Origin of the sequence: Achromobacter spanius (assembly GCF_003994415.1) — a bacterium.
Taxonomy (GTDB): Bacteria; Pseudomonadota; Gammaproteobacteria; order Burkholderiales; family Burkholderiaceae_B; genus Achromobacter; species Achromobacter spanius_C.
The window spans coordinates 2077598-2103191 of the sequence record NZ_CP034689.1 but is presented as its reverse complement, the minus strand read 5'-3'; the positions used below and the strand labels follow the sequence as shown (position 1 = coordinate 2103191).

Here is a 25594-nt window from a genome sequence, read left to right as displayed (position 1 = left end):
TCAGGACGCGCTATGCGCGTCCTTTTTCACGAAGGCCCGCCAATCAAGCCGCTCGATGATGTCGGCCGATAACGCGCTGACGGGAGACAGGTTGAACACCGACACGCCGCGCGCCCGCCATTGCTGGGCCGCAAAGCGGAAAGACGGTTCGATCAGATGCGTGAATTTTCGCGCCAGGCGGCTGCTCTGAGGCCGGTCGCCTTCGTCGTAAAACCGCAGCCCGTTCGCAACGGTAAGGTCCAGTCCGTGCACATACACCTGCCGTGCGCCCCCGGACATCAACACCTGCAAGGCCGCATAAGCCACCGTGTCAGCATCAAACACGCCCAGCGACGCGTCAAAGCTGTAACCCAGGCCCTGCTTGGCATCCAGCAATTGCACTTCAGGCGTGGCCGCGGCAATCCGCTTGAGCACCGCCGGCGCCACACTGCGCTGATAAGCGCGTTCGGAAATCAGTTCAACAATGCAGATGCGGCAGCGGATCTGATCTTGCGGGATGCCTTGCATGATGTAGCGCAGCACTTCCGGAAACACGTAGAGGGTCAGGTCGCGGCCAACGATCTCACGGACCAGTTCAATGCGTTCCCGCACAAAATTCTGGTCGATGATGCAGTAGTACTTGAATGGCAGATCGAACTTGCGCGCGAGCGCGATAGCGCCATTCACGCCCATCGCCACGCGAATATCCAACTGATCGTAGGGAATCTGCGCAACCGACGGGCCGCTGAGAATCAGATGCACCGTGTCATCGGCGCGGTCGTAGCCTTGGGCCAGCGGGGTCAAGGGCAGCGACCGGCCAAAGGCGCGAAAGCCGCTGATGGCGCCCGTGCGGTCTCGCCAGATCCGCACGAACGGCCACAAATGCTGGTTGTGCCGCTGCGTGCGCGCACGCAGCAATCGGAACAGCTTGCGCACTAAGCGGTCGGCCCGCCCACTGCCCACGTGGGCGGTGGCGGTAGAAGACATTGAATGTTCCATCAACTTGCCTGAACGGCCGACCCCCGCTAAATGCGCTTAGCCGGCCGCGATCAGCGACGCAATTGCGTCCCCCACCTCAACGGTCGATGCGCTTCCCTTCATGTCCCGCGTGCGCGGCCCATCCGCCAACACGGTTTCAATCGCTTTCACCACGGCAGCCGAGGCCTCGGGGTAACCCAGAAAATCAAGCATCAATGCGCCGCTCCAGATCTGTCCGATCGGGTTGGCGATGCCTTTGCCATAGATATCCGGCGCCGAACCGTGCACCGGCTCGAACAGCGACGGGAACTTGCGTTCGGGGTTCAGGTTGGCCGACGGCGCAATGCCAATCGTGCCCGTGCACGCCGGCCCCAGATCGGAAAGAATGTCGCCGAAAAGATTGGAAGCCACCACCACATCGAACCAATCCGGATGCTGCACGAAGTGCGCGCACAAGATATCGATATGGTATTTGTCCCAGCGCACGTCCGGATAGTTCCCGGCCATTTCAGCAACACGCTCGTCCCACCAGGGCATCGAAATCGAGATGCCGTTGGACTTGGTGGCGGCAGTCAGGTGCTTGCCGCGTTTTTGGGCCAGCTCGAATGCAAACTTCAGCACACGCTCCGCGCCAATGCGCGTGAACACGCTTTCCTGAATGACCACTTCGCGATCGGTGCCTTCGAACAGGCGGCCGCCACTATTGGAGTATTCGCCTTCGGTGTTTTCACGGACGATGAAGAAATCAATGTCGCCGGGCTTGCGGTCGGCCAGCGGCGACGGCACGCCAGGCATCAGGCGAACCGGTCGCAAATTGATGTACTGATCAAATTCGCGACGGAACTTGAACAGCGAGCCCCACAGCGCCTCGTGGTCTGGCACCGTGGCGGGCCAGCCGATCGAGCCGAAGAAAATCGCTTCGTGTTGCCCGATTTGCGCCTTCCAGTCGTCCGGCATCATCTTGCCGTGCTGCGCGTAATAGTCGCAGCTCCAGTCGAAATGATCCCACTGGAATTCGATGCCGAAGCGCGTCGCCACGGCGTCCAGCACTTTCAGCCCTTCCGGCACGACCTCTTTGCCGATACCGTCCCCTGGAATCACCGCAATCTTGTGTTTCTTAGCCACCACGTTTGTCCTTAAGGTTTCCTTTGATAGACCGCCCAGAATCATAGGCATAAACGGGCGCGACGCAACACCCCCCGTTACAAAACGAAGGGTAGCGTCCTGCCAGTGGACAGGTGGCGTCAGCGGCGGGTTTTTGAGCCCAGCAGCGATCCCAGAATGCCGCGCGTCAATTCACGCGCAATGGAACGGGCCGTGCTTTTGGCCATGGTTTGAACGACGCCGTCGCGCTTGCCCCCGCGAGGGCCGGTCGATCCGAAGAGCACGTCGTTCAAGCGGCCCATCAAACCGCCGTCGGAAGATTCAGCGGGCGCCTCGTCTTTGGGTTCCGCCTGCTTGCCGCTGGGGGAATCTGCAGGCACGGCGGCGCGACCAGCCAGGCTTTCGTAAGCGGATTCCCGGTCGATCGCCTTTTCGTACTTGGCGGCCATCGGGCTGCCCTGGCGCAACAGCTGGCGCTCGGCGTCCGTCGCCGGGCCGATGCGGCTGGCCGGCGGCATCACGTAGGCACGTTCCGTCGGCATGGGGCGGCCCTTGGCGTCCAGCAAGGAAATCAGCGCCTCGCCCACCCCCAGCTCGGTAATGGCCGCTTCGATGTCCAGGCCTGGGTTCGGGCGCATCGTCTGCGCGGCGGTCTTGACGGCCTTCTGGTCGCGCGGGGTAAAAGCGCGCAAGGCATGCTGAACGCGGTTACCCAGTTGCCCCAACACGGTGTCGGGAATGTCCAGCGGATTCTGGGTCACGAAATAAACGCCCACGCCCTTGGACCGCACCAGCCGCACCACCTGCTCGATCTTGTTCAGCAGCGCGGCCGGTGCGTCGTTGAACAGCAGGTGCGCTTCATCGAAAAAGAAAACCAGCTTGGGCTGGTCCATGTCGCCCACCTCGGGCAGCTTTTCGTACAGGTCGGCCAGGAGCCACAGCAGGAAAATCGCGTACAGCCGGGGCGCCTGCATCAGCTTGTCGGCGGCCAGCACGTTGACCATGCCGCGCCCCTGGGCATCGGTGCGCATCAGGTCGGCCACGTCCAGCATGGGTTCGCCAAAGAACTGTTCGGCGCCCTGCGATTCCAGCGCCAGCAAGCCGCGCTGGATGGCGCCCACGCTGGCGGAGGACACATTGCCGTAGCGGGTCTTGAGCTCGGCCGAACGGTCCGCCACGTTTTGCAGCATGGCGCGCAGGTCTTTCAGGTCAAGCAACAGTTGGCCTTCATCGTCGGCCACCTTGAATACCAGCGTCAGCACCCCTTCCTGCGTGTCGTTCAGTTCAAGAATGCGCGACAGCAGCAGCGGCCCCATATCGGTAATGGTGGCCCGCACGGGCAAACCCTGCTCACCGAACACGTCCCAAAGCGTAACGGGGCTGGCGCCCCAGACCGGCTCGGGCAGGCCCAGGCTTTTCAGCCGCTCGGCCAGCTTGGGGCTTGCCACCCCTGCTTGCGATATCCCGGTCAGGTCGCCCTTCACGTCGGCCATGAACACCGGTGTGCCGATGCGTGAAAACGATTCGGCCAGCACTTGCAGGGTGACGGTCTTGCCGGTGCCCGTGGCCCCGGTAATGCAACCGTGCCGGTTGGCCAAGGCGGGTAACAGGGCCAGTTCGGTCTGCGCGTTCTTGGCAATGACGATGGGATTGGGCATGGGGCAACGCTCCGGACCAGGAAGCCAAAAGAATGCCCAAGTGTAGAGCCTGCCGTGGGCCTTGTGCGCGTGGCAATATCGACACAGGCGGGGCCAGGCCGGGGCGCTATGGCCGCCGGCACGGTAAAATGCCTTTTTTTGCAGACAATTTCTCCTGGGAAGCCATGGCCGGACACAGCAAATGGGCCAATATCCAGCACCGCAAAGGGCGTCAAGACGCCAAGCGCGGGAAGCTTTGGACCAAGATCATTCGTGAAATCACCGTGGCGGCGCGCGCCGGCGGCCCCGACCCGGACAGCAATCCGCGCTTGCGCATGGCCTGGGACAAGGCCACCGACGCCAACATGCCCAAGGACAACATCCAGCGCGCCATCCAGCGTGGCGCGGGCGGCGCCGACGGCGACGCCTACGAGGAAGTCCGCTACGAAGGCTACGGCATCGGCGGCGCGGCGGTCATCGTTGACTGCATGACCGACAACCGCACCCGCACCGTGGCGGAAGTCCGCCACGCCTTCGCCAAGAACGGCGGCAACCTGGGCCAGGAAGGTTCGGTGGCCTTCATGTTCAAGCATTGCGGCCAGTTCGTATTCGCGCCTGGCACCGCTGAAGACAAAGTCATGGAAGCCGCGCTCGACGCCGGCGCCGAAGACGTAACGACCGACGAAGAAGGCGTGATCGAAGTCGTTTGCGCGCCGGCCGACTACGCCGCCGTGCGCAAGGCGTTCGACGAAGCCGGTTTGAAAGCCGAAGTTGACGGCATCGTCATGAAGGCACTGAACGAAACCGAACTGGCTGGCGAAGACGCCATCAAGATGCAGAAACTGCTCGACGCCCTGGAAGGCCTGGACGACGTGCAGGAAGTCTATACCACCGTCATTTTCGACGAAGCGCAGTAAATCCCACGGTTCCAGCACGTTGACGGCCCGTCCGCCAGCGCGCTGGAATATGAATCGGCCCCGGGCTGTCCCGGGTCCGTCGCCTTCTCCACGGGCTAGAGTGGCAACCTTCAGAATCACGCAACATGAAACTCCTGGTAATTGGCTCGGGCGGCCGCGAACATGCCCTCGCCTGGCGGCTGGCCCGCTCCCCGCGCGTACACAAGGTGTTTGTCGCCCCGGGTAACGGCGGCACGCAACGGGCCGAGCAGATGGAAAACATCGCGCTCACCAATGCCGAGGAGCTGGCCGATTTCGTCCAGCGCGAAGGAATCGCCCTGACGGTCGTTGGGCCGGAAGCGCCGCTGGCCTCGGGCGTGGTGGACGTGTTCCGCGCGCGCGGGCTGAAAATCTTTGGCCCCACCAAGGCCGCCGCGCAACTGGAAAGCTCGAAGGACTACGCCAAGGCCTTCATGGTCCGGCACAACATCCCCACCGCGCGCTACGCCACCTTCACCGACCCGGCACAGGCGCACGCCTATATTGACCAGGAAGGCGCCCCCATCGTCATCAAGGCTGACGGCCTGGCGGCCGGCAAGGGCGTCGTGGTTGCGGCCACGCTGGAAGAAGCTCATGCCGCCGTTGACGCCATGCTGGGCGACGGCTCGATGGGCGCCGCGGGCGCTCGTGTCGTCATCGAAGAATGCCTGGTGGGCGAAGAAGCCAGCTTCATCGTCATGTGCGACGGCCGCAACGTGCTGGCGCTGGCCACCAGCCAAGACCACAAGCGCCTGCAAGACGGCGACCAGGGTCCGAACACCGGCGGCATGGGCGCGTATTCGCCCGCGCCGATCGTCACGCCCGAACTGCACCACCGCATCATGCGCGAAATCATCCTGCCGACCGTGCAGGGCATGACGCGCGACGGCATCCCCTACACCGGCTTTCTGTACGCTGGCCTGATGATCGCCCCGGGCGACGACCCCGACCGCGAAATCAAGACGCTGGAATTCAACTGCCGCATGGGCGACCCGGAAACGCAGCCCATCATGATGCGCGTCAAGAGCGACCTTTTGGATGCGCTTGAGCACGCGGTGGACGGCACGCTGAACCAGGCCGACATCGTCTGGGACCGCCGCACCGCCCTGGGCGTGGTGCTGGCTTCGCACAATTACCCCAACACACCGCGCACGGGCGACGTCATCCGCGGCCTGCCCGCCGACGCCGAAGACTGCATGGTCTTCCATGCCGCCACCGAACTGGATGGTGAAGACACCAAGACCACCGGCGGCCGCGTGCTGTGCGTCACGGCCCTGGGCGATTCAGTCAAGATGGCTCGCGACCGCGTGTACGAAGCCATCGACGGCATCCATTTCGATGGCCGCCAGTACCGCAGCGACATCGGCTGGCGCGCGCTCAAGCCGTCGCAACAAAAGCCCAAGTCCAACGCGTAACACCGGAAAGCGCTGATGAACGCCTTGCCCGTTGCCTCTGTCCGCGATTACCTCACCGGCTTGCAGGCGCGTATTGTCCAAGCGCTGGAAGCGGCGGAAGGCGGTCCCTTCCGTGCCGATGAATGGGTACGCCCGGAAGGCGGCGGCGGGCTGTCGCGCCTGCTGGAAGGCGGCAAGCTGTTCGAGCGCGCGGGCGTACTGTTCAGCCACGTCAAGGGCACCAAGCTGCCCCCGTCGGCCAGCGCCCACCGGCCCGAGCTTGCCGGCCGAGCCTGGGAAGCCATGGGCGTGTCCATGGTGCTGCACCCGCGCAACCCCTACGTGCCCACCACCCACATGAATGTGCGCATGTTCGTGGCAGCGGCCCGCCCCGGGCATGACGAACCCGACGTCTTCTGGTTCGGTGGCGGCATAGACCTGACGCCCTACTACCCTTTCGAAGATGACGCGCGGCATTTCCATACGGTCTGCCGCGACGCGCTGGCCGCCCACGGCCCTGAGTACTACCCGCGCTACAAGCGCTGGTGCGATGAGTACTTCTTCCTGAAGCACCGCAACGAAACGCGCGGCATCGGCGGCGTTTTTTTTGACGACCTGAACGCGCCCGGTTTTGACGCCTCGTTCGCGCTGACCCGCTCTGTGGGGGATGCGTTCCTGGACAGCTATCTGCCCATCGTTGAACGCCGCCGCGACATGGCTTACGGCGAACGCGAACGCGACTTCCAGGCTTACCGCCGTGGCCGCTACGTGGAATTCAATCTGGTGTTCGACCGCGGCACGCTGTTCGGCCTGCAATCCGGTGGCCGCACCGAATCCATCCTGCTGTCCATGCCACCCTTGGCGCAATGGCGCTACGACTGGCAGCCCGAAGCAGGCACGCCGGAAGCCGAGTTGGCCGCCTACCTGACGCCGCGGGATTGGGTTTGAAGCGCATCGGTCTCCTGGGCGGCAGCTTCGACCCCGTCCATGTCGCCCATGTCGCGCTGGCAAAAAGCGCGTTGGATACGCTGGACCTGGCCGCGGTGGAACTGATCCCCGCCGGCAACCCCTGGCAGCGCGCAGCCTTGCACGCCACGGGAGAACAACGCCGTGACATGCTGGAACTGGCCATCGCCGGGCACGAAGGGCTAGCCGTCAACCCCGTCGAGATCGAACGCAGCGGCCCCACCTACACCATCGACACGCTGCGCGGCCTGCCCCAGGGCGCGCGCTATGTCTGGCTGCTGGGGGCTGATCAACTCGCCAATTTTTGCACCTGGCGTAATTGGCGTGACATCGCCAGCCTGGTGGATCTGGCCGTGGCCACTCGTCCCGGCACCCCGCTTACGCCGCCTCCGGAACTGACCGCGTGGCTGCAAGCCCAAGGCCACAGCCTGGAAGAATTGCCCTTTGCGCCCATGGCAGTGTCCGCTTCCGACATCCGTCGGCGGCTGGCTGCGGGCGAACCCACCGACGGCCTGTTGGCCCCGTCCGTCGCCGCCTATATTGCGGCGCACCAACTTTACCGATAAACCTACGCCCGCCCGGCGCAGAAAGCGCCACGGAGCCGGCATCCGCCGCCCGTCCGCGGGTTATATTTGCAGCTATGGATATAACGAAACTCCAACGCGCCGTCATCGATGCCCTCGAAGACGTCAAGGCGCAAGACATCAAGGTCTACAACACCACGCATCTGACAAGCTTGTTCGATCGCGTCGTGATTGCCAGCGCCACCTCCAACCGCCAAACCCGAGCCCTCGCCTCCAGCGTGGCCGACCGCGGCCGTGCCCTTGAACTGACCGGCATCACCATCGAAGGCGAGGACACCGGTGAATGGGTCGTCGTCGACCTTGGCGACGTCGTCGTGCACATCATGCAACCCGCCATCCGCCAGTATTACAACCTGGAAGAAATCTGGGGCGGCAAGCCGGTCCGTGTGAAACTGCTGCCGGAATCGACCCGGGTTGCGCCGATCCCCGCCGACAACGGCTACGACGACGCCGAAGCCTGAGTTCTTGCCGTGAAGCTGATTGTTGCGGCGGTGGGTACGCGAATGCCGGACTGGGTAGAGACTGCCTGGGCCGACTATGCCAAGCGCCTGCCCGCCGATTGCGCGCTGGAATTGCGCGAGATCAAGCCCGAACCCCGCACCACCGGCAAGACGCCGGCCCAGATGATGGCGGCGGAAGCCAAACGCATTGAAGCCGCATTACCCGCCGGTGCGCTTCGGCTGGCGCTGGACGAACGCGGCCGCGACCTGACCACCATGGCCTTGTCGCAAAAGCTCGAACAGTGGCGTGCGGGCGGTCAGGACGTGGCTTTTCTGGTGGGCGGCCCCGATGGCCTGGACGCCGATTTGAAGGCCTCTTGCAGCGGGCAGCTGCGTTTGTCGTCGCTGACCTTGCCGCATCCCATGGTTCGCGTGGTACTGGCCGAACAGCTCTATCGCGCCTGGGCCATCATGACCAACCACCCCTACCACCGCGCCTGACCGCTGCAAGGGCGGCGCCCCACTCGATTCCGCATGCCTCACACTGCCGCCCCTGACTCTGCCCCCGCCCGCCTCTATCTGGCCTCGGCCAGCCCAAGGCGGCGTGAACTGCTGACCCAGATCGGCCTTGCGCACACCGTCCTGCTGGTGCCGGCGCCTCCCGGCGAAGACGAGCCCCAGCACGAAGGCGAAAGCGCCGCGGACTACGTTCAACGCACTGCCCGCGACAAGGCACTGCGAGGCCGCGACTGGATGCGCGCCAACAACCTGTCTGATCTGCCCCTGTTGGCCGCCGATACCACCGTCATTCTGAATGGCGTCGTGCTAGGCAAGCCCGCCGACCGCGCGGATGCTGTGCGAATCTTGCGTGCCTTGTCCGGACACGCGCATGAAGTCCGTACCGCCGTCGCAGTCTGGACCGGCGGTCAACTACTGGAAGCCGTATCCGTCACCGATGTGCACATGCGCGACTTGAGCGACGACGAAATCAGCCGCTACTGCGATAGCGGCGAGCCCTTCGGCAAGGCCGGCGCCTATGGCATCCAGGGCTTGGCCGGTACTTTCATTTCGCGCATTGCCGGCAGCTATACCGGCGTAATGGGCCTGCCACTATTCGAAACGTCGAATCTGCTGCGAGCGGCAGGTATCCAGATACCCTGAACTTAAACGGGCGTGTGGCCCAAGACGGGCGGCGTGTCGTGCGCCGGCGCTTCAGAAGCCGGCACCACAGGCGCCAACTGCCCCTCCAGCGCGGCGTGCAGTTGCTCCTGATCCAGCTCTCCTTCCCAACGCGCCACCACGACCGCGGCAGTCGCATTGCCGACCAAGTTGGTCAAGGCGCGGCATTCCGACATGAAGCGATCCACGCCCAGAATCAGCGTCATCCCCGCTATGGGCACGGACGGCACCACCGACAAGGTGGCGGCCAGGGTAATGAAACCGGCCCCCGTGACGCCCGCCGCGCCCTTGGAGCTGAGCATCGCCACGGCCAGCAGCAGGATCTGATCGCCCAGCGACAAGGGAATGTCGCAAGCCTGCGCGATGAACAGCGCGGCCATCGTCATATAGATATTGGTGCCGTCCAGGTTGAACGAGTATCCCGTGGGCACCACCAAGCCGACTACCGACTTCGAACACCCCGCGCGTTCCATCTTCTGCATCAAGGTGGGCAAAGCGGCTTCCGATGAACTCGTGCCCAACACCAACAACAATTCTTCGCGGATGTAGCGCACCAATTTCAGGATCGAAAAACCGTTGTAACGAGCGACCAGACCCAGCACCAACACCACGAACAGCACCGACGTGGCGTAGAAGGTGCCCACCAGCATGGCCAGGTTCACAACTGACTTGATGCCGTACTTGCCGATGGTGAACGCCATCGCGCCGAACGCGCCAATGGGAGCCGCCTTCATCAGAATCGCCACCAGCTTGAAGATGGGCTGGGCCAGCGCCGTCATGAAGCTCAGAATTGGCTTGCCGCGCTCGCCCACCATGGCCAGCGCGATACCAAACAGAACCGCCACGAATAGCACCTGCAGAATATCTCCGCCCACGAACGGGCTGAAGATCGTCGTGGGGATGATGTTCATCAGGAAGCCGGTGATGGTCGAGTCGTGCGCCTTGGCCACGAAACTGGCCACGGCTTTCTGGTCCAGGGTGCTGGGGTCGATATGCATACCCGCGCCCGGCTGCACGACATGGCTGACGACCATGCCCACAATCAGGGCTAGTGTCGAGAAAGTCAGGAAATACAGCATCGCCTTGCCGGCCACGCGCCCGACTTTTTTCAAGTCGCTCATGCCGGCGATACCCGACGCGACGGTCAGGAAGATCACGGGTGCGATGATCATCTTCACCAGCTTGATGAAGGCATCGCCCAACGGCTGCATCTGCTGGCCGAGTTCAGGCTTGAACGTGCCCAGCAGCACCCCAATCACGATGGCGAAAATCACCTGCACATACAGGATTTGATAGAACTTCAGCTTGCGCACGGGTGCGCTTTGATCCACGTCGATCATCGGGTTTTGTCCCCACCAATGCCCCTTGCCCCCGCGCGGTTTGAGCGCAGCGGCGACGGGGCGTTTTCTGTTTTATGGCGTTGCGTTGTGGGCGCACGCCAATATCACCGGGCGCGGTTGTCGCTCGGCTTGTGGGTACATATGCAAGACCTGTGCCAGGCCAGCGAAATGCCAGGCACCCGCCACAACTCATTGATAAGGCTAGGTTTTCATTTCTTATGCCGCACCCGACTGACATTAGCCTGGCGGATATCCACACAAAAGAAGGCTAGAATGTGCGGAAAACCGCACAAAATGTCCAAATATTCTCCCCCCTCCCCCTCAGACGCATCGTCTTCCCCACCCACCGTGGAACTTGCGCCTGCATCGTGGCGCGTGCGAGGGCTGGGTATTCTGATAGCAGCCGCCGTCGTCGTCGGCACCTTGCATGTGGCCACGCAATGGGCGCGTGACAACGCGATCAAGAGCGCCACCGCCCTGGCCCGCAACGCGGGCCAGATCAACGCCGCGCTGCTACGCAACAACCTCGACAAATTCCGTGCCTTGCCCTTCGTCTTGACGCGAGACGTCGACGTGCGCGCAGCGCTACAGGGCGCCTCGGCTGCCCAAATAGAATCGCTGGACGACAAATTCGACACACTGGCGCGTGGCGTCGGTGCCTCCGCCATTTATCTACTGGACAAAACCGGCTTGGCAATCGCCGCCAGCAATTGGCGTGAACCGGCCACGTTCGCCGGCGTGGACTATCAATTTCGCCCCTACTTCCAACGCGCCGTCGCCAATGGCTATGCGGAGCACTTCGCCTTGGGCACCGTCAGCCACGAAGCCGGCCTTTATCTGTCTCGCCGTGTGGACGACGCCAACGGCGCCATGTTGGGTGTGATCGTATTGAAGGTGGATTTTCGTGGCCTAGAGGCTGATTGGCGGCAATCCGCCGCGCCCATCTTCGTTACCGATGAGCATGGCGTCGTACTGCTGGGCAGTGTCTCCGATTGGCGCTTCGACGTCTTGGCGCCGCTGGCGACTGACTTGGCACAAGCGCTGCGCACCAGCCTTCAGTTTGGCGACGCACGCTTTGAACCGTTGCCCGTAACGCCACGTTTGTCGCCGGTCGGCAATGGTCAGTTGGTGCGTGCCGACAGCGCCTTGCCACAGATTCCCAAAGGTGCGCCGCTGCTGCACACCACCTTGCCTGTTGCGGAAACTCCGGGCTGGACCTTGCATTTGCTGTCACCCGTGCAAACGGCCGTGAACCAAGCCACTGCCAATGCCCAGTTGGCGGCCTTGTTGGTGCAGAGCCTGTTGGCCGCGGCCATCGGCATTGTGCTGTATCGGCGTCATCGAAATCGCGAAAAGGCCGGGCAGCAAGCCGCCATCCAGGCGCAATTGGCGGCGTTGGTGAACGAACGCACAGGCCAATTGCGCGAGGTCAATGAACAACTGATGGACGAAATGGATGAACGCCAACGTACCGAGGCTCGCCTGCATACGATGCAGGACGAACTGGTGCAAGCCAGCAAGCTTGCGTTGCTGGGCCAGGTTGCCGCGGGGGTGGCTCATGAAATCAACCAACCCGTCGCGGCGATTCGGGCTTACGCAGACAATGCCACGGAATTTCTGCGCCGCAGTGACGCGCAGGCCGCAAAAGAGAATCTGGGCATCATCGCCGCACTGACCGAACGCATTGGCCATATCACAGGCGAATTGCGCGCGTTCTCACGCAAAGCCGGCAGGTCGGTAGGCCCAACCAGTCTGACAGAGGCGTTGGACGGCGCACTGTTGTTGATCGGCCCGCGCGCGCGCCGGCAAGGCGTTGCGCTTGTGCGGCCGTCTGCCGACCAGGATGTGCTTGTCCGAGCCGACCGTATCCGCTTGGAGCAGGTCTTGGTCAACTTGCTGCAAAACGCAATGGAAGCGTTGGAAGACATTCCAGATGGCCAGGTCATTGTCACCCTGCAAGACCTGGGCGCCACGGTAGAGCTTCAGGTTAGCGACAACGGCCCGGGGTTGTCGGACGACGCCAGGGCACGGCTATTCACGCCCTTTTATACGACGAAGCCGGAAGGGCTGGGCCTGGGCTTGGTCATTTGCCGTGACATCGTCGCCGAATTCGGTGGCGACCTGCGCGCGGGCCAAGCCGGTGAACCCGATTTTCCAGCCTCGGTCGGTGCCCAGAAAGGCGCCATGTTCATCCTTACGTTACGCAAGGCAGATACCGGCCACGCCCGCTCTGCCCTCTCGACATGATCCAGAACCCTGACACTTTTCCACATGCGGCTCCAGCGCATGACGATCGCGACCCCGTAGCGCCCCATGTCGTCTTCATCGACGACGATGACGAGCTGCGCCGCGCAAACGTTCAAACCCTGAAGCTGCACGGTATGGCCGTAGACGCATACGAAACCGCACGCTCTGCGCTTCCGGCCTTGCACCGCGACTTCGACGGCGTGGTCGTAACCGACATCCGCATGCCGGACATCGACGGCTTGCAACTGTTCAAGCGTCTGCGTGGTATTGACCCGGAACTGCCGGTCATCCTTATCACGGGCCATGGCGATATCGCTACGGCAGTGCAATGCATGCGCGAGGGCGCCTATGATTTTCTGGCCAAGCCCTATGCCGCCGACCGACTTACCACCGCCATCTTGCACGCTGCAGAAAAGCGTCGTCTGGTGCTGGAAAACCGTCGTCTTCGCGAAGCGGCGTTCGCGGTGCAAGCCGATGAAGTACCTTTTATCGGCACCACGCCCGCCATGCAGCGCATCAAGGAAACGCTCCGCCACATTGCGGATGCGAATGTCGATGTGCTGGTCGAGGGCGAAACGGGCACAGGCAAGGAAGTCGTGGCAACAGCGCTGCATCGACTCAGCCTCCGTCGCCATCGTGAGTTGGTCGCGATCAACTGCGGCGCGTTGCCGGAAAGCGTAATCGAAAGCGAGCTCTTCGGGCACGAAGCCGGGGCATTTACCGGCGCACACAAAAAGCGTGTCGGCCGGATCGAACATGCCAGCGGAGGAACCTTGTTCCTGGACGAAATCGAAAGCATGCCGCTCGCGGTGCAGGTGAAATTGCTGCGCGTGCTCGAATCTCGTCAGATCACTCCATTGGGCAGCAACGAAGTACGTAATCTGGACCTGCGGGTCGTGGCCGCTACCAAAGAAGATCTGGGTAGTGCGGCCATCCGTGCCAAGTTCCGTGAAGACCTGTTCTACCGGCTCAATGTGGTGACAATCCGCATCCCGCCCCTACGCGAGCGCCGGGATGATATCCCCTTGTTGTTTGCTCATTATCTTGGCCATGCATCGCGCCGATTTCATCGCGACATTCCAGAGATGCCCGCCGCGGTTAAACAATACGTCATGACTCACGACTGGCCGGGCAATGTGCGCGAACTCGCTCATTTTGCCGAACGCGTCGTGCTTGGCGTGCTAAACCTGCCAGAGTCCGGTCCAACGCCTCAAGCGCATGAGGTTCTCAGCCTGCCAGAACGCATGGAAATCGTGGAAGCACAACTGATCCGCGATGCGCTCATCGCCAACCGAGGCGATGTAAAAGCCACACTGGATACCTTGGGCATTCCACGCAAGACCTTTTACGACAAACTCCAGCGCCACAGCATCGACCGTCAGCAATATCTGACGAACCCATAATAAAACGGCGGCGCATCAAACAAAAACGCCTCGCGGCATCAGCCGCGAGGCGTTTTCAATGCATCAGTGCTGCAAAGATAAAATCTACTGGCAAGACACAAAAACATAACCCAAAAAAACAAAACCCCACAGGATCACCTGTGGGGTTTTGCGCAATAAAAGCCTGACGATGACCTACTTTCACAGACGTCCGTCCACTATCATCGGCGCGAAGGCGTTTCACTGTCCTGTTCGGGATGGGAAGGAGTGGTACCACCTTGCTATGGTCGTCAGGCGTAACGGGTTGAGCGGCTGCGGGTTAGCGCAACGGCTCCAATCTTGGAAGAAACACAACGTGTGGGTGACCAGAGACAAGCTCGATGATCACGCACAAGGGGGGTGTAATTGGTGTTGGCTGGCTGCCGACGGTGCAGCCAGATTTTGTATTGAACGACACTTGGAACGCTATATCACCAGGTCATAACCATCAGTGTTATAGGATCAAGCCTCACGAGCAATTAGTATCGGTTAGCTTAACGCATTACTGCGCTTCCACACCCGACCTATCAACGTCCTGGTCTCGAACGACTCTTTAGGGGGATCAAGTCCCCGGGATACCTAATCTTCAGACGAGTTTCCCGCTTAGATGCCTTCAGCGGTTATCTCTTCCGTACTTAGCTACCCGGCAATGCCATTGGCATGACAACCGGTACACCAGAGGTACGTCCACTCCGGTCCTCTCGTACTAGGAGCAGGCTCCGTCAAGTATCCAACGCCCACGGCAGATAGGGACCAAACTGTCTCACGACGTTTTAAACCCAGCTCACGTACCTCTTTAAATGGCGAACAGCCATACCCTTGGGACCGGCTACAGCCCCAGGATGAGATGAGCCGACATCGAGGTGCCAAACACCGCCGTCGATATGAACTCTTGGGCGGTATCAGCCTGTTATCCCCAGAGTACCTTTTATCCGTTGAGCGATGGCCCTTCCATTCAGAACCACCGGATCACTATGTCCTGCTTTCGCACCTGTTCGACTTGTCAGTCTCACAGTCAAGCACGCTTATGCCATTGCACTATCAGCACGATTTCCGACCGTACCTAGCGTACCTTCGAACTCCTCCGTTACACTTTGGGAGGAGACCGCCCCAGTCAAACTGCCCACCATGCACTGTCCCCGATCCGGATAACGGACCAAGGTTAGAACCGCAAACAAACCAGGGTGGTATTTCAAGGATGGCTCCACGTGATCTAGCGACCACGCTTCAAAGCCTCCCACCTATCCTACACAGGCCGGTTCACAGATCAATGCAAAGCTACAGTAAAGGTTCATGGGGTCTTTCCGTCTAGCCGCGGGTAGATTGCATCATCACAAACACTTCAACTTCGCTGAGTCTCAGGAGGAGACAGTGTGGCCATCGTTACGCCATTCGTGCAGGTCGGAACTTACCCGACAAGGAATTTCGCTACCTTAGGACCGTTATAGTTACGGCCGCCGTTTACCGGGGCTTCGATCAAGAGCTTGCACCCCATCACTTAACCTTCCGGCACCGGGCAGGCGTCACACCCTATACGTCGACTTTCGTCTTTGCAGAGTGCTGTGTTTTTAATAAACAGTCGCAGCCACCGATTCTCTGCGACCCCATCATGCTAAGCGCGCAGGCGCTTCACACTACCGGGGTATACCTTCTCCCGAAGTTACGGTATCAATTTGCCGAGTTCCTTCTCCTGAGTTCTCTCAAGCGCCTTGGAATATTCATCCCGTCCACCTGTGTCGGTTTGCGGTACGGTCTCGCACAGCTGAAGCTTAGAGGCTTTTCTTGGAACCACTTCCAATCACTTCGCAAGCAATGCTCGCTCGTGCCATACCCTTGATTTACGCGCCCGGATTTGCCTAAGCGCCATCTTCGATACAGCAACAGGGACATCCAACACCCTGATGATCTTCCGCGATCCGTCCCCCCATCGCACTGTACGACGGTACTGGAATATTAACCAGTTTCCCATCAGCTACGCATCTCTGCCTCGCCTTAGGGGCCGACTCACCCTGCGCCGATGAACGTTGCGCAGGAAACCTTGGACTTACGGCGAGGGGGCTTTTCACCCCCTTTATCGCTACTCATGTCAGCATTCGCACTTCTGATACCTCCAGCAGCCTTTACAAGCCACCTTCGCAGGCTTACAGAACGCTCTCCTACCGCGTGCACTAAAAGTGCACACCCGCAGCTTCGGTTTATCGCTTAGCCCCGTTACATCTTCCGCGCAGGACGACTCGATCAGTGAGCTATTACGCTTTCTTTAAAGGATGGCTGCTTCTAAGCCAACCTCCTGACTGTCTATGCCTTCCCACTTCGTTTCCCACTTAGCGATAATTCGGGACCTTAGCTGGCGGTCTGGGTTGTTTCCCTCTTGAGTCCGGACGTTAGCACCCGGTGCTCTGTCTCCCAAGCTGTACTTGCGGGTATTCGGAGTTTGCCATAGTTTGGTAAGTCGCCATGACCCCCTAGCTATAACAGTGCTCTACCCCCCGCAGTAATACTTGAGGCACTACCTAAATAGTTTTCGGAGAGAACCAGCTATTTCCAGATTTGTTTAGCCTTTCACCCCTATCCACAGCTCATCCCCTAATTTTTCAACATTAGTGGGTTCGGTCCTCCAGCACGTGTTACCGTGCCTTCAACCTGGCCATGGATAGATCATCTGGTTTCGGGTCTACACCCAGCGACTGAATCGCCCTATTCGGACTCGCTTTCGCTACGGCTTCCCTATTCGGTTAACCTTGCCACTGAATGTAAGTCGCTGACCCATTATACAAAAGGTACGCAGTCACCCCACAAGGAGGCTCCTACTGTTTGTATGCATACGGTTTCAGGATCTATTTCACTCCCCTTCCGGGGTTCTTTTCGCCTTTCCCTCACGGTACTGGTTCACTATCGGTCGATCACGAGTATTTAGCCTTGGAGGATGGTCCCCCCATCTTCAAACAGGATTTCACGTGTCCCGCCCTACTTGTCTTACGCTTAGTTCCACACACAAGATTTCATCTACAGGGCTATCACCTGCTACGGCCGGACTTTCCATTCCGTTCGACTATCTTGCATGCTAAAACGTAAAGGCTCTTCCGATTTCGCTCGCCACTACTTTCGGAATCTCGGTTGATTTCTTTTCCTCGAGCTACTGAGATGTTTCAGTTCACCCGGTTCGCTTCCACTAGCCTATGTATTCAGCTAGGGATACCGCATTGCTGCGGTGGGTTTCCCCATTCGGATATCTACGGATCAAAGCTTGTTTGCCAGCTCCCCGTAGCTTTTCGCAGGCTACTACGTCCTTCATCGCCTGTGATCGCCAAGGCATCCACCATATGCACTTAGTCGCTTGATCCTATAACGCTGTAGGCTATAGGACCTGAGTATTAGCGTTTGTGCCGTTCATAAGTTTCAAAGCAGTCTGAGGTTATTCACCTCAGTCTTGAGAACTTGGAACAAAATAATGCAATCACAACCCGTACTTATCTTCTTCGGCTTGCGCCGAGTACTTAATAAGTACATTTCGTTGTGCTTCTTCCAGATTGTTAAAGAACGAATATAGCTGTTAGGTAAAACCTAACTCATAACACTGACAACAGCGCTATGAGTTAGCCTCTACATCACCACCAGGGCGATTATGAGAATCAATGGTGGAGGTGAACGGGATCGAACCGATGACATCCTGCTTGCAAAGCAGGCGCTCTCCCAGCTGAGCTACACCCCCATATCCTGCATCGCAGAATACTTGGTGGGTCTGGTTGGATTCGAACCAACGACCCCCGCCTTATCAAGACGGTGCTCTAACCAACTGAGCTACAGACCCAAAACCTTCTCGGATCAGTAGTCAGGTAGCTGAAGACCCAGGGAAGAATCCCTCGACCCAAGCCTACAACTGATCCCAGCTATATCAAACAACCGATAAGAGTGGACGCTTAACACGAGCACTTAAGCTCTGAAAGGAGGTGATCCAGCCGCACCTTCCGATACGGCTACCTTGTTACGACTTCACCCCAGTCATGAATCCTACCGTGGTAATCGCCCCCCTTACGGTTAGGCTAACTACTTCTGGTAAAACCCACTCCCATGGTGTGACGGGCGGTGTGTACAAGACCCGGGAACGTATTCACCGCGACATGCTGATCCGCGATTACTAGCGATTCCGACTTCACGCAGTCGAGTTGCAGACTGCGATCCGGACTACGATCGGGTTTCTGGGATTGGCTCCCCTCGCGGGTTGGCGACCCTCTGTCCCGACCATTGTATGACGTGTGAAGCCCTACCCATAAGGGCCATGAGGACTTGACGTCATCCCCACCTTCCTCCGGTTTGTCACCGGCAGTCTCATTAGAGTGCCCTTTCGTAGCAACTAATGACAAGGGTTGCGCTCGTTGCGGGACTTAACCCAACATCTCACGACACGAGCTGACGACAGCCATGCAGCACCTGTGTTCCGGTTCTCTTGCGAGCACTTCCAAATCTCTTCGGAATTCCAGACATGTCAAGGGTAGGTAAGGTTTTTCGCGTTGCATCGAATTAATCCACATCATCCACCGCTTGTGCGGGTCCCCGTCAATTCCTTTGAGTTTTAATCTTGCGACCGTACTCCCCAGGCGGTCAACTTCACGCGTTAGCTGCGCTACCAAGGCCCGAAGGCCCCAACAGCTAGTTGACATCGTTTAGGGCGTGGACTACCAGGGTATCTAATCCTGTTTGCTCCCCACGCTTTCGTGCATGAGCGTCAGTGTTATCCCAGGAGGCTGCCTTCGCCATCGGTGTTCCTCCGCATATCTACGCATTTCACTGCTACACGCGGAATTCCACCTCCCTCTGACACACTCTAGCTCGGTAGTTAAAAATGCAGTTCCAAAGTTAAGCTCTGGGATTTCACATCTTTCTTTCCGAACCGCCTGCGCACGCTTTACGCCCAGTAATTCCGATTAACGCTTGCACCCTACGTATTACCGCGGCTGCTGGCACGTAGTTAGCCGGTGCTTATTCTGCAGGTACCGTCAGTTTCACGGGGTATTAGCCCATGACGTTTCTTTCCTGCCAAAAGTGCTTTACAACCCGAAGGCCTTCATCGCACACGCGGGATGGCTGGATCAGGGTTTCCCCCATTGTCCAAAATTCCCCACTGCTGCCTCCCGTAGGAGTCTGGGCCGTGTCTCAGTCCCAGTGTGGCTGGTCGTCCTCTCAAACCAGCTACGGATCGTCGCCTTGGTGAGCCGTTACCCCACCAACTAGCTAATCCGATATCGGCCGCTCTAATAGTGCAAGGTCTTGCGATCCCCTGCTTTCCCCCGTAGGGCGTATGCGGTATTAGCTACGCTTTCGCGTAGTTATCCCCCGCTACTAGGCACGTTCCGATACATTACTCACCCGTTCGCCACTCGCCACCAGACCGAAGTCCGTGCTGCCGTTCGACTTGCATGTGTAAGGCATCCCGCTAGCGTTCAATCTGAGCCAGGATCAAACTCTTCAGTTTAATCTCTGTATTTGTTTCGTATTCTTGGTCCGAATAAATCCGAACCAGGTCATACGTCGCTACTCAAAGGAAGTGAGGTATGTTCTTAAACTTGACGTCTAAGGTACTTCACTTCTAGTGAGCACTTGATTTCATTGTGCTTGTGAAGCAAGCCAAGGTTTGACCCCAGACCTGAATCACAGTGCATCGCATCAAGCGCCCACACTTATCGGTTGTTTAATTGTTAAAGAGCGGTACTGCTAAATTCTGTACTACCAACTGCTTGCTGCCACCTACCAAACTCGCCAGCTTCGCTGCGGCTTTCGCCTTGCGTTGCTCGCTGTTTTCAGCAGCAGAGAGGCGAGATTATGAAGAAGTTTTTATCGCTTGTCAAGTCAGCTTCGTTCGCTTTCGCGCCACCGCTTTCTTGCTTGCGACCTCTTCAGATCACCCTCTCTTAGCAGTTATCGAAACATCAGAACACCCATCCGGGTTAACCCTAAGTTTTCGGCAACTGCCAAGCCTGAAACTATAACATGACTTTTGCAGATTATGCAACCGGCTCTTGCCTAATTTGCATCCCATCTTGCAACCCCGCCGCTCGCTTCCGCTTTGCTTTGGCTCTGGAAACCAGAGGTCGGTCATCACTTCAGGTGGCTTGCAATATTGATCCGGGTAAACCCTGAATCGCCATCACCAGCCAAGCCCAAGACTTTAGCACGATTTTTGCAATTTGCGCAACTGGCTTTTGCCTGATTTGCTGCAATACTTGCAATTACCGCTTGGCTGCCAGACATCTATCTACTGGTGGCTTTGCGGCAGGCCGGGTAGCTTTCCTTGCGGATCGCCTGCTGGTTGGCCTGTTGCGCTACTCCTGGCTTCGCGGTTCAAAAACTGCCTGAACTGCGAAGGAGCGAGACTATAGCACAAGTTTTTAGACAGCCCTGCCTGGCTGGCAAGAAAGTTGAGAGAAACCTAAAGAGGCACGATACCGCCACCGCGCTCCGGCCTTCCACTTCGGAACCTATCTATATATATAGCTGGACATATATGGGTAGACCCTGTCGTGCCATCGGACTTGCCTAGCGTTAGGGTACGTTTACTATTCGCCTGTACGCCGCACCTACTTGGAGACGAGCACGCTATGCCCCCAGCCATCGCCCAGAGCGAAGACATCCTGATCAATGTGACCCCATTTGAAACCCGCGTCGCGCTGGTGGAACAGGGATCAGTACAGGAACTGCACGTGGAACGCAGCATCCAGCGGGGCCATGTTGGCAATATCTATCTAGGGCGAGTGGTGCGAGTGCTGCCGGGCATGCAAAGCGCCTTCATAGATATCGGCCTGGAGCGTGCCGCATTCATCCATATTGCGGATCTGCGTGAAAATCGGGGCGAACGCAGCCAGGGACTGACGCCCACGCCGATCGAAAAGCTGCTTTTCGAGGGACAGACCCTAATGGTGCAGGTGGTCAAGGATCCCCTGGGCACCAAGGGCGCGCGACTGTCGACGCAGATCAGCATGGCCGGCCGCATGCTGGTTTATCTGCCGCACGACCCGCACATCGGCATTTCGCAGAAAATCGACGCGGAATCCGAACGGATCCAGTTGCGTGAACGGCTGCAGGCGCTGATGCCGCCTGAAGAAAAAGGCGGCTTCATCGTACGAACCCAGGCTGAAGGCGCCAACGATGAAGAGTTGACCGCAGACCTGGAGTACCTGCGCAAGCTGTGGACCAGTGTCCAGGCTGCTGCGCGCACCCAGCCAGCGCCTGCCCTTCTGCATCAGGATTTGACGCTCGCGCAACGAGTCTTGCGCGACATGGTGGGCCCTCACACCGGGTCGATTCTGGTGGATTCGCGTACGACAAGCGCGGCGATGCTGGAATGGGCGCGGACCTACACGCCATCCGTGATGGACCGCATCCAGCATTACAGCGGCGAGCGCCCCCTGTTTGACACGGCTAACGTGGACGACGAGATCGCCCGCGCCTTATCGCGCCGGGTGGACCTGAAATCGGGCGGCTACCTGATCATCGACCAAACCGAAGCCTTGACCACGGTGGACGTGAACACCGGCGGCTTCGTGGGCGGCCGCAATTTCGACGACACCATATTCAAGACCAACCTGGAAGCGGCACAGGCCATTGCGCGACAACTGCGCCTGCGCAACCTGGGCGGCATCGTGATCCTTGACTTCATTGACATGGAAGAGCAGGAACACCGCGACACCGTGCTGGCAGAACTCAAGAAGGCGTTGTCGCGTGACCGCACGCGTATGACGGTCAATGGCTTCACGCAACTGGGTTTGGTGGAAATGACGCGCAAACGCACGCGCGATTCGCTTGCCCACCAACTGTGCGAGCCCTGCCCCATGTGCGAATCACGTGGCAATGTGCGCACGCCGCGCACCGTGTGCTATGAGATTCTGCGCGAAATTCTGCGCGAGGCGCGGCAATTCAATCCGAAGGAATTCCGCATCCTGGCCTCGCAAGACGTGGTGGATTTATTTCTGGAAGAGGAAAGCCAACACCTGGCCATGCTGGGCGATTTTGTGGGCAAGCGCGTGTCGTTGGAAGTCGAAAGCACCTATTCGCAAGAGAAATACGACATAATCCTCGTTTAATACGCGCGCTTTTAACAGATAACCCGCGAACATTCACTTCATTGTGCGCGGATTGTGTGTCTTAACGATTCGTTTGAAAACAAGTTTGAAACGAATGGCATTGCAAAAACATAGCCGATAAGCTCGCGGGCGCTTCCAGGGTAAACCCTGTACAAGCGCCTTTTTCATGCTTTCGGAGGTCAATGCAATGAAGTCCCTATTTCGTCCGTTTTTGCTGCTGGTTGCGGCGCTGCCGCTGGTGCTGGCCGCTTGCGGCGACAAGGAGCCCGAGCAACGTGCCGCGTTCACGCAGTACTTGCAGACCCGCATCGTCGACAAGCCCGGCGTGCGCGTGCCGAAGCTGACGGATGATGAAAAGAAATCCTTTGGCGATTATGCGTCGCACTACGCCGTGATTACCGACTTCAACGCCGGCATGGATGCATCGATCAAGCCCTTGGCGGGTATCGCGCAAAAAGGCACCGTGCGTTCGCTGAACGACATCGTGACGCGCCGCGAGGACCTGAAGACCGCTCAACAGTCGCTGAATGAAATGGGCGCGGCCTTGAAAGAACAACAAGCCAAGGCGGACGCCGCGCACGCGCAGCTCAAGCAGCCCGAAGACCTGAAGGCGGTATACGACAAGGCTTATGAAAAGACCGTGAGCCTGCCCGCCGACACCTTCCGCGACGTGCTACCCGAATTGAATGCCACTTTTGAAAGCGCTCTGAAGATCGGGGACTACGTCGAGGCCAACAAGACGCAGATTGAGATCTCGGGTGCGATCGTTCGGGTGCAAGATCCCGCGGTGCAGGCCGAACTGAATCAACTGCTGCAAGCACTGAATGATCAGGCCAAAAATTTGCAGCAGGCGCAGACGCGCATACAAGCCTTGATGCTGGGCCGATAGGCCATCAGCTCCAACAGCCCCCCATCAGCCCCTTCAAGCCGCGGCGACCTGGTTGCGGCCGGGCTGCTTGGCCCGCCAGGTCGCGCGGACGGCTCGCCTTTTGCCGCAGCGCAAGGTAGCGCGCGTGCTCGGGAAGATACCGGGAATTCAAAGCGTAGACGGTCTGTTGGCATGCCGGGCGCGCCGGCTCGGCAAGGCGGGCAGGCAGCTAAGGGGCTGCCGTGGCGCCGATGCGGAAAGGAAAGGCCCGCACCCCGCGGACCTTGTCCGTTTCCCGCTGAGCATTGATTGCCCAGGCAGGCGCGGCGCTGCCAGCCTGAGACAGCAACTGACGCATGACGTCAGCGGAAAAACCACAGCGCAACGCCACAGCCTGGCGTCGGGCAAGCTCAACGCCTACAGCGTGCGGCGTCGTGAAACTCCGGTCGGAATGCAGCATGGCAGCCCCCTGGCAAAAGCCCTTCATGGACGAAGGGTCAGTGCGATCCAATCTACCGCAGTCCGTTGATTCCGCGCGTGAAATGATACGTAAAGTAATGAAAAAATAGAGATATACAGCGTTACACGAGCGGGGTCGGATCGACTGGAGCAGTCTCGCGATCGGGTTTGTCATTTTTACCGTCGGCCGGGCCCGTCATATTGCCGTACATGAGCGATCGGCCGGCAAACAGCCCACCGGCGACTTCCAGGTCGAAACGCTCGGCGTCGCGCCTGCGCACATCCTCCACCACCTCGTCGGCCTCGTCCGCCGGCACACCAATGGCGCGCAGCGCAGCCCCGCCGAACAACAGAGCGGACTCCAAGGTTTCGCGTATTTGATAATCGACCCCTTCCTTGGCGAGTGCCAGCGAGTGGATCCGGTCATAGGCCCGCACAACCACCCGGACCAGCGGGAATTCAGACTTGATCAGCTTGACCATGTGATTCACGGCCTGGGGGTTGTCGATACAAATCAGGATGGCGCAAGCATGTTCGGCGCCAGCCGTGCGAAGCATGTCGATGCGAGTGCCGTCGCCGTAGTACACCTTCACGCCCCATTTGGCGGCCGCCCGAATGGCGTCGGTATCGGTATCCAGGATGGACACCGTCAAGCCCCGGGCCAGCATCGCCTGACTGACGATCTGGCCAAAACGGCCGAATCCGACGATCAGGGCGCATCCGTCCAGATCTTGGGCGACATCCACCCCATCCATCGATTGCTCGGATTTGGGCAAGAGCCAGCGCAGCGACAGCACGCACAAAGGAGTGAGCGCCATGGAAATAATGACGACGGCAGTGAGAACCGCGCCCGTATGCGCGTCGAAAATACCCGCCGTGGCTGCCGCGCCAAAAAGCACAAAGGCAAATTCCCCGCCCTGCGCCAGCAAGGCGGCCCGCGTCACCGCTTCCGCATGCGAGGCTCGCAGCAAGCGCGCCACCGCATACACCCCCACGGATTTCACCAGCATGAACGCCACCACGGCCGCCAGGATCAAGGGCCATTCGCGAATCACTGCCGACAGGTCCAGCGACATGCCCACGCCCAGGAAAAACAGGCCCAGCAATATCCCGCGAAACGGCTCGACTTCGGCTTCCAACTGATGGCGGAAGGTGGACTCGGACAGCAGCACGCCAGCCAGGAACGCCCCCATGGCCATGGACAGGCCGCCCAGTTCCATCAGCAAGGCCGCCCCCAGCACCACCAGCAGCGCGGCGGCGGTCATGACCTCGCGGGCGCGTGCGGCGGCCAGCAGGCGGAACAAGGGATTCAGCAACCAGCGCCCGGCCGCCAGCAACGCCAGGATGCATCCGACAGCAATAGCGGACTGCATCCACGGATTGCCCGATTCCGCGCCGCTCCCCGCAGGCGCCAGCAAGGCGACCAGGGCAAGCAAGGGCACGATGGCCAGGTCTTCCAGCAGCAGGATGGAGACGATCCGCTGGCCCTGCGCGCTGGTGCTTTCGTCGCGCTCGCCCAGAATCTGCATCACGATGGCCGTGGACGACAGCACGAATCCCATCGCCGCCATGAAAGCCGCGGGTCCCGACAAGCCGGCCAACAGGCCGACGACCGTCAACAAGGCGCCGCACACCACCACCTGCGCCAGACCCAGCCCGAAGATTTCACCCCGCAGCTTCCACAGGCGCGAGGGCTGCATTTCCAGCCCGATGATGAAGAGGAACATGACGACGCCTAGCTCGGCGACGTGGAGGATGGATTTGGGATCGGAAAAGAAGCCGATGCCGAATGGGCCGATCGCCAGGCCCGCCGCCAGATAGCCCAACACCGAGCCCAGGCCCAGGCGCTTGAACAGGGGCACGGCAATAACGGCCGCCCCCAACAAGACGACAACGTTGACGAGTTGATTGCCTTCCATAGGCAGAGCCATAGGGCGTTCCTGGTTACACGGCGGGGCTGGCGCCCTGGATGCGGCAAAAGCCGA

The 25594-nt window shown here is 59.6% G+C and carries 17 protein-coding genes, 2 tRNA genes and 3 rRNA genes; 11 read left to right on the top strand and 11 right to left on the bottom strand.

The window, feature by feature from the left end; genetic code table 11:
- The 3 genes from ELS24_RS09615 to ELS24_RS09605 all read right to left on the bottom strand — a co-directional run bounded on the left by ELS24_RS09615 (nt 1) and on the right by ELS24_RS09605 (nt 3719).
- Nucleotides 1-966: a hypothetical protein gene (locus ELS24_RS09615; RefSeq protein ID WP_230695997.1), complete on the bottom strand. Its 966-nt coding sequence runs from the start codon at nt 964-966 to the stop codon at nt 1-3.
- A gap of 48 nt (nt 967-1014) precedes the next feature.
- Nucleotides 1015-2082 (bottom strand): tartrate dehydrogenase, encoded by a 1068-nt coding sequence (locus tag ELS24_RS09610; RefSeq protein ID WP_050449097.1) that lies wholly within the window; start codon nt 2080-2082, stop codon nt 1015-1017.
- A 119-nt stretch (nt 2083-2201) separates the two neighbouring features.
- Nucleotides 2202-3719, bottom strand: a complete 1518-nt coding sequence (locus tag ELS24_RS09605; RefSeq protein ID WP_050449064.1) for a helicase HerA-like C-terminal domain-containing protein — start codon at nt 3717-3719, stop codon at nt 2202-2204.
- Nucleotides 3720-3883: 164 nt separating this feature from the next.
- On the opposite strand from ELS24_RS09605, the gene ELS24_RS09600 reads away from it, so the two are divergent.
- From ELS24_RS09600 to ELS24_RS09570, 7 genes are all read left to right on the top strand, one after another.
- Nucleotides 3884-4615, top strand: coding sequence for a YebC/PmpR family DNA-binding transcriptional regulator (locus ELS24_RS09600; protein ID WP_050449096.1), 732 nt, complete (start codon nt 3884-3886; stop codon nt 4613-4615).
- A gap of 125 nt (nt 4616-4740) precedes the next feature.
- The gene (purD, locus tag ELS24_RS09595; protein ID WP_050449063.1) at nt 4741-6048 is read left to right on the top strand and encodes a phosphoribosylamine--glycine ligase; all 1308 of its coding nucleotides are present in this window, start codon (nt 4741-4743) and stop codon (nt 6046-6048) included.
- Between the two features lie 15 nt (nt 6049-6063).
- The gene (hemF, locus tag ELS24_RS09590; RefSeq protein ID WP_127183952.1) at nt 6064-6975 is read left to right on the top strand and encodes an oxygen-dependent coproporphyrinogen oxidase; all 912 of its coding nucleotides are present in this window, start codon (nt 6064-6066) and stop codon (nt 6973-6975) included.
- Nucleotides 6972-7559: a nicotinate (nicotinamide) nucleotide adenylyltransferase gene (gene nadD / locus ELS24_RS09585; RefSeq protein WP_050449095.1), complete on the top strand. Its 588-nt coding sequence runs from the start codon at nt 6972-6974 to the stop codon at nt 7557-7559. The genes hemF and nadD overlap by 4 nt, the downstream gene beginning before the upstream one ends.
- Nucleotides 7560-7633: 74 nt before the next feature.
- A complete protein-coding gene (gene rsfS / locus ELS24_RS09580; RefSeq protein ID WP_050449061.1) occupies nt 7634-8038 on the top strand; it encodes a ribosome silencing factor in 405 nt (134 codons plus the stop codon).
- 9 nt (nt 8039-8047) lie between these two features.
- On the top strand, nt 8048-8518 hold the full coding sequence (gene rlmH, locus ELS24_RS09575) for a 23S rRNA (pseudouridine(1915)-N(3))-methyltransferase RlmH (protein WP_050449060.1): 471 nt from the start codon (nt 8048-8050) through the stop codon (nt 8516-8518).
- Between the two features lie 33 nt (nt 8519-8551).
- Entirely contained in the window at nt 8552-9178 is a 627-nt protein-coding gene (locus ELS24_RS09570; protein WP_127183951.1) for a Maf family protein, read from the top strand.
- Nucleotides 9179-9180: 2 nt separating this feature from the next.
- Here the strand turns inward: ELS24_RS09570 and ELS24_RS09565 are convergent, their stop codons facing one another.
- A complete protein-coding gene (locus ELS24_RS09565) occupies nt 9181-10536 on the bottom strand; it encodes a dicarboxylate/amino acid:cation symporter (RefSeq protein ID WP_127183950.1) in 1356 nt (451 codons plus the stop codon).
- A gap of 294 nt (nt 10537-10830) precedes the next feature.
- Here ELS24_RS09565 and ELS24_RS09560 point away from each other — a divergent pair, with 294 nt between their 5' ends.
- On the top strand, nt 10831-12783 hold the full coding sequence (locus tag ELS24_RS09560) for a sensor histidine kinase (RefSeq protein ID WP_127183949.1): 1953 nt from the start codon (nt 10831-10833) through the stop codon (nt 12781-12783).
- Nucleotides 12780-14186 (top strand): sigma-54-dependent transcriptional regulator, encoded by a 1407-nt coding sequence (locus ELS24_RS09555; RefSeq protein ID WP_127183948.1) that lies wholly within the window; start codon nt 12780-12782, stop codon nt 14184-14186. The genes ELS24_RS09560 and ELS24_RS09555 overlap by 4 nt, the downstream gene beginning before the upstream one ends.
- Before the next feature lie 161 nt (nt 14187-14347).
- On the opposite strand, the gene rrf is transcribed toward ELS24_RS09555, so the two are convergent.
- The 5 genes from rrf to ELS24_RS09530 all read right to left on the bottom strand — a co-directional run bounded on the left by rrf (nt 14348) and on the right by ELS24_RS09530 (nt 19677).
- Nucleotides 14348-14460, bottom strand: a 5S ribosomal RNA gene (rrf, locus tag ELS24_RS09550).
- A 202-nt stretch (nt 14461-14662) separates the two neighbouring features.
- A 23S ribosomal RNA gene (locus ELS24_RS09545) occupies nt 14663-17547 on the bottom strand.
- Nucleotides 17548-17840: 293 nt separating this feature from the next.
- A tRNA-Ala gene (locus tag ELS24_RS09540) sits at nt 17841-17916 on the bottom strand.
- A 22-nt stretch (nt 17917-17938) separates the two neighbouring features.
- Nucleotides 17939-18015 (bottom strand) — tRNA-Ile (locus tag ELS24_RS09535).
- Between the two features lie 132 nt (nt 18016-18147).
- Nucleotides 18148-19677 (bottom strand): 16S ribosomal RNA (locus ELS24_RS09530).
- The 16S, 23S and 5S rRNA genes sit together here with 2 tRNA genes alongside, the layout of an rRNA operon.
- 1123 nt (nt 19678-20800) lie before the next feature.
- Between ELS24_RS09530 and rng the strand changes: the two genes are divergently transcribed.
- Both rng and ELS24_RS09520 read left to right on the top strand, forming a co-directional pair.
- Nucleotides 20801-22282, top strand: coding sequence for a ribonuclease G (gene rng, locus ELS24_RS09525; RefSeq protein ID WP_127183947.1), 1482 nt, complete (start codon nt 20801-20803; stop codon nt 22280-22282).
- A 187-nt stretch (nt 22283-22469) separates the two neighbouring features.
- Complete coding sequence (locus tag ELS24_RS09520) at nt 22470-23171, top strand: DUF3053 domain-containing protein (RefSeq protein WP_050450135.1); 702 nt, start codon at nt 22470-22472, stop codon at nt 23169-23171.
- A gap of 208 nt (nt 23172-23379) precedes the next feature.
- On the opposite strand, the gene ELS24_RS09515 is transcribed toward ELS24_RS09520, so the two are convergent.
- Both ELS24_RS09515 and ELS24_RS09510 read right to left on the bottom strand, forming a co-directional pair.
- Nucleotides 23380-23610, bottom strand: a complete 231-nt coding sequence (locus ELS24_RS09515; protein WP_050450137.1) for a hypothetical protein — start codon at nt 23608-23610, stop codon at nt 23380-23382.
- A 121-nt stretch (nt 23611-23731) separates the two neighbouring features.
- The gene (locus ELS24_RS09510; protein ID WP_050450134.1) at nt 23732-25540 is read right to left on the bottom strand and encodes a monovalent cation:proton antiporter-2 (CPA2) family protein; all 1809 of its coding nucleotides are present in this window, start codon (nt 25538-25540) and stop codon (nt 23732-23734) included.
- Nucleotides 25541-25594: the final 54 nt, after the last annotated feature.

What these genes read in the sequence shown, in the direction of transcription:
- ELS24_RS09615 (WP_230695997.1), bottom strand. Translation starts at nt 966, where the DNA reads ATGTCTTCTACCGCCACCGCCCACGTGGGCAGTGGGCGGGCCGACCGC.
- ELS24_RS09605 (WP_050449064.1), bottom strand. Translation starts at nt 3,719, where the DNA reads ATGCCCAATCCCATCGTCATTGCCAAGAACGCGCAGACCGAACTGGCC.
- ELS24_RS09600 (WP_050449096.1), top strand. Translation starts at nt 3,884, where the DNA reads ATGGCCGGACACAGCAAATGGGCCAATATCCAGCACCGCAAAGGGCGT.
- purD (WP_050449063.1), top strand. Translation starts at nt 4,741, where the DNA reads ATGAAACTCCTGGTAATTGGCTCGGGCGGCCGCGAACATGCCCTCGCC.
- hemF (WP_127183952.1), top strand. Translation starts at nt 6,064, where the DNA reads ATGAACGCCTTGCCCGTTGCCTCTGTCCGCGATTACCTCACCGGCTTG.
- rsfS (WP_050449061.1), top strand. Translation starts at nt 7,634, where the DNA reads ATGGATATAACGAAACTCCAACGCGCCGTCATCGATGCCCTCGAAGAC.
- ELS24_RS09570 (WP_127183951.1), top strand. Translation starts at nt 8,552, where the DNA reads ATGCCTCACACTGCCGCCCCTGACTCTGCCCCCGCCCGCCTCTATCTG.
- ELS24_RS09565 (WP_127183950.1), bottom strand. Translation starts at nt 10,536, where the DNA reads ATGATCGACGTGGATCAAAGCGCACCCGTGCGCAAGCTGAAGTTCTAT.
- ELS24_RS09560 (WP_127183949.1), top strand. Translation starts at nt 10,831, where the DNA reads ATGTCCAAATATTCTCCCCCCTCCCCCTCAGACGCATCGTCTTCCCCA.
- ELS24_RS09555 (WP_127183948.1), top strand. Translation starts at nt 12,780, where the DNA reads ATGATCCAGAACCCTGACACTTTTCCACATGCGGCTCCAGCGCATGAC.
- rng (WP_127183947.1), top strand. Translation starts at nt 20,801, where the DNA reads ATGCCCCCAGCCATCGCCCAGAGCGAAGACATCCTGATCAATGTGACC.
- ELS24_RS09520 (WP_050450135.1), top strand. Translation starts at nt 22,470, where the DNA reads ATGAAGTCCCTATTTCGTCCGTTTTTGCTGCTGGTTGCGGCGCTGCCG.
- ELS24_RS09515 (WP_050450137.1), bottom strand. Translation starts at nt 23,610, where the DNA reads ATGCTGCATTCCGACCGGAGTTTCACGACGCCGCACGCTGTAGGCGTT.
- ELS24_RS09510 (WP_050450134.1), bottom strand. Translation starts at nt 25,540, where the DNA reads ATGGCTCTGCCTATGGAAGGCAATCAACTCGTCAACGTTGTCGTCTTG.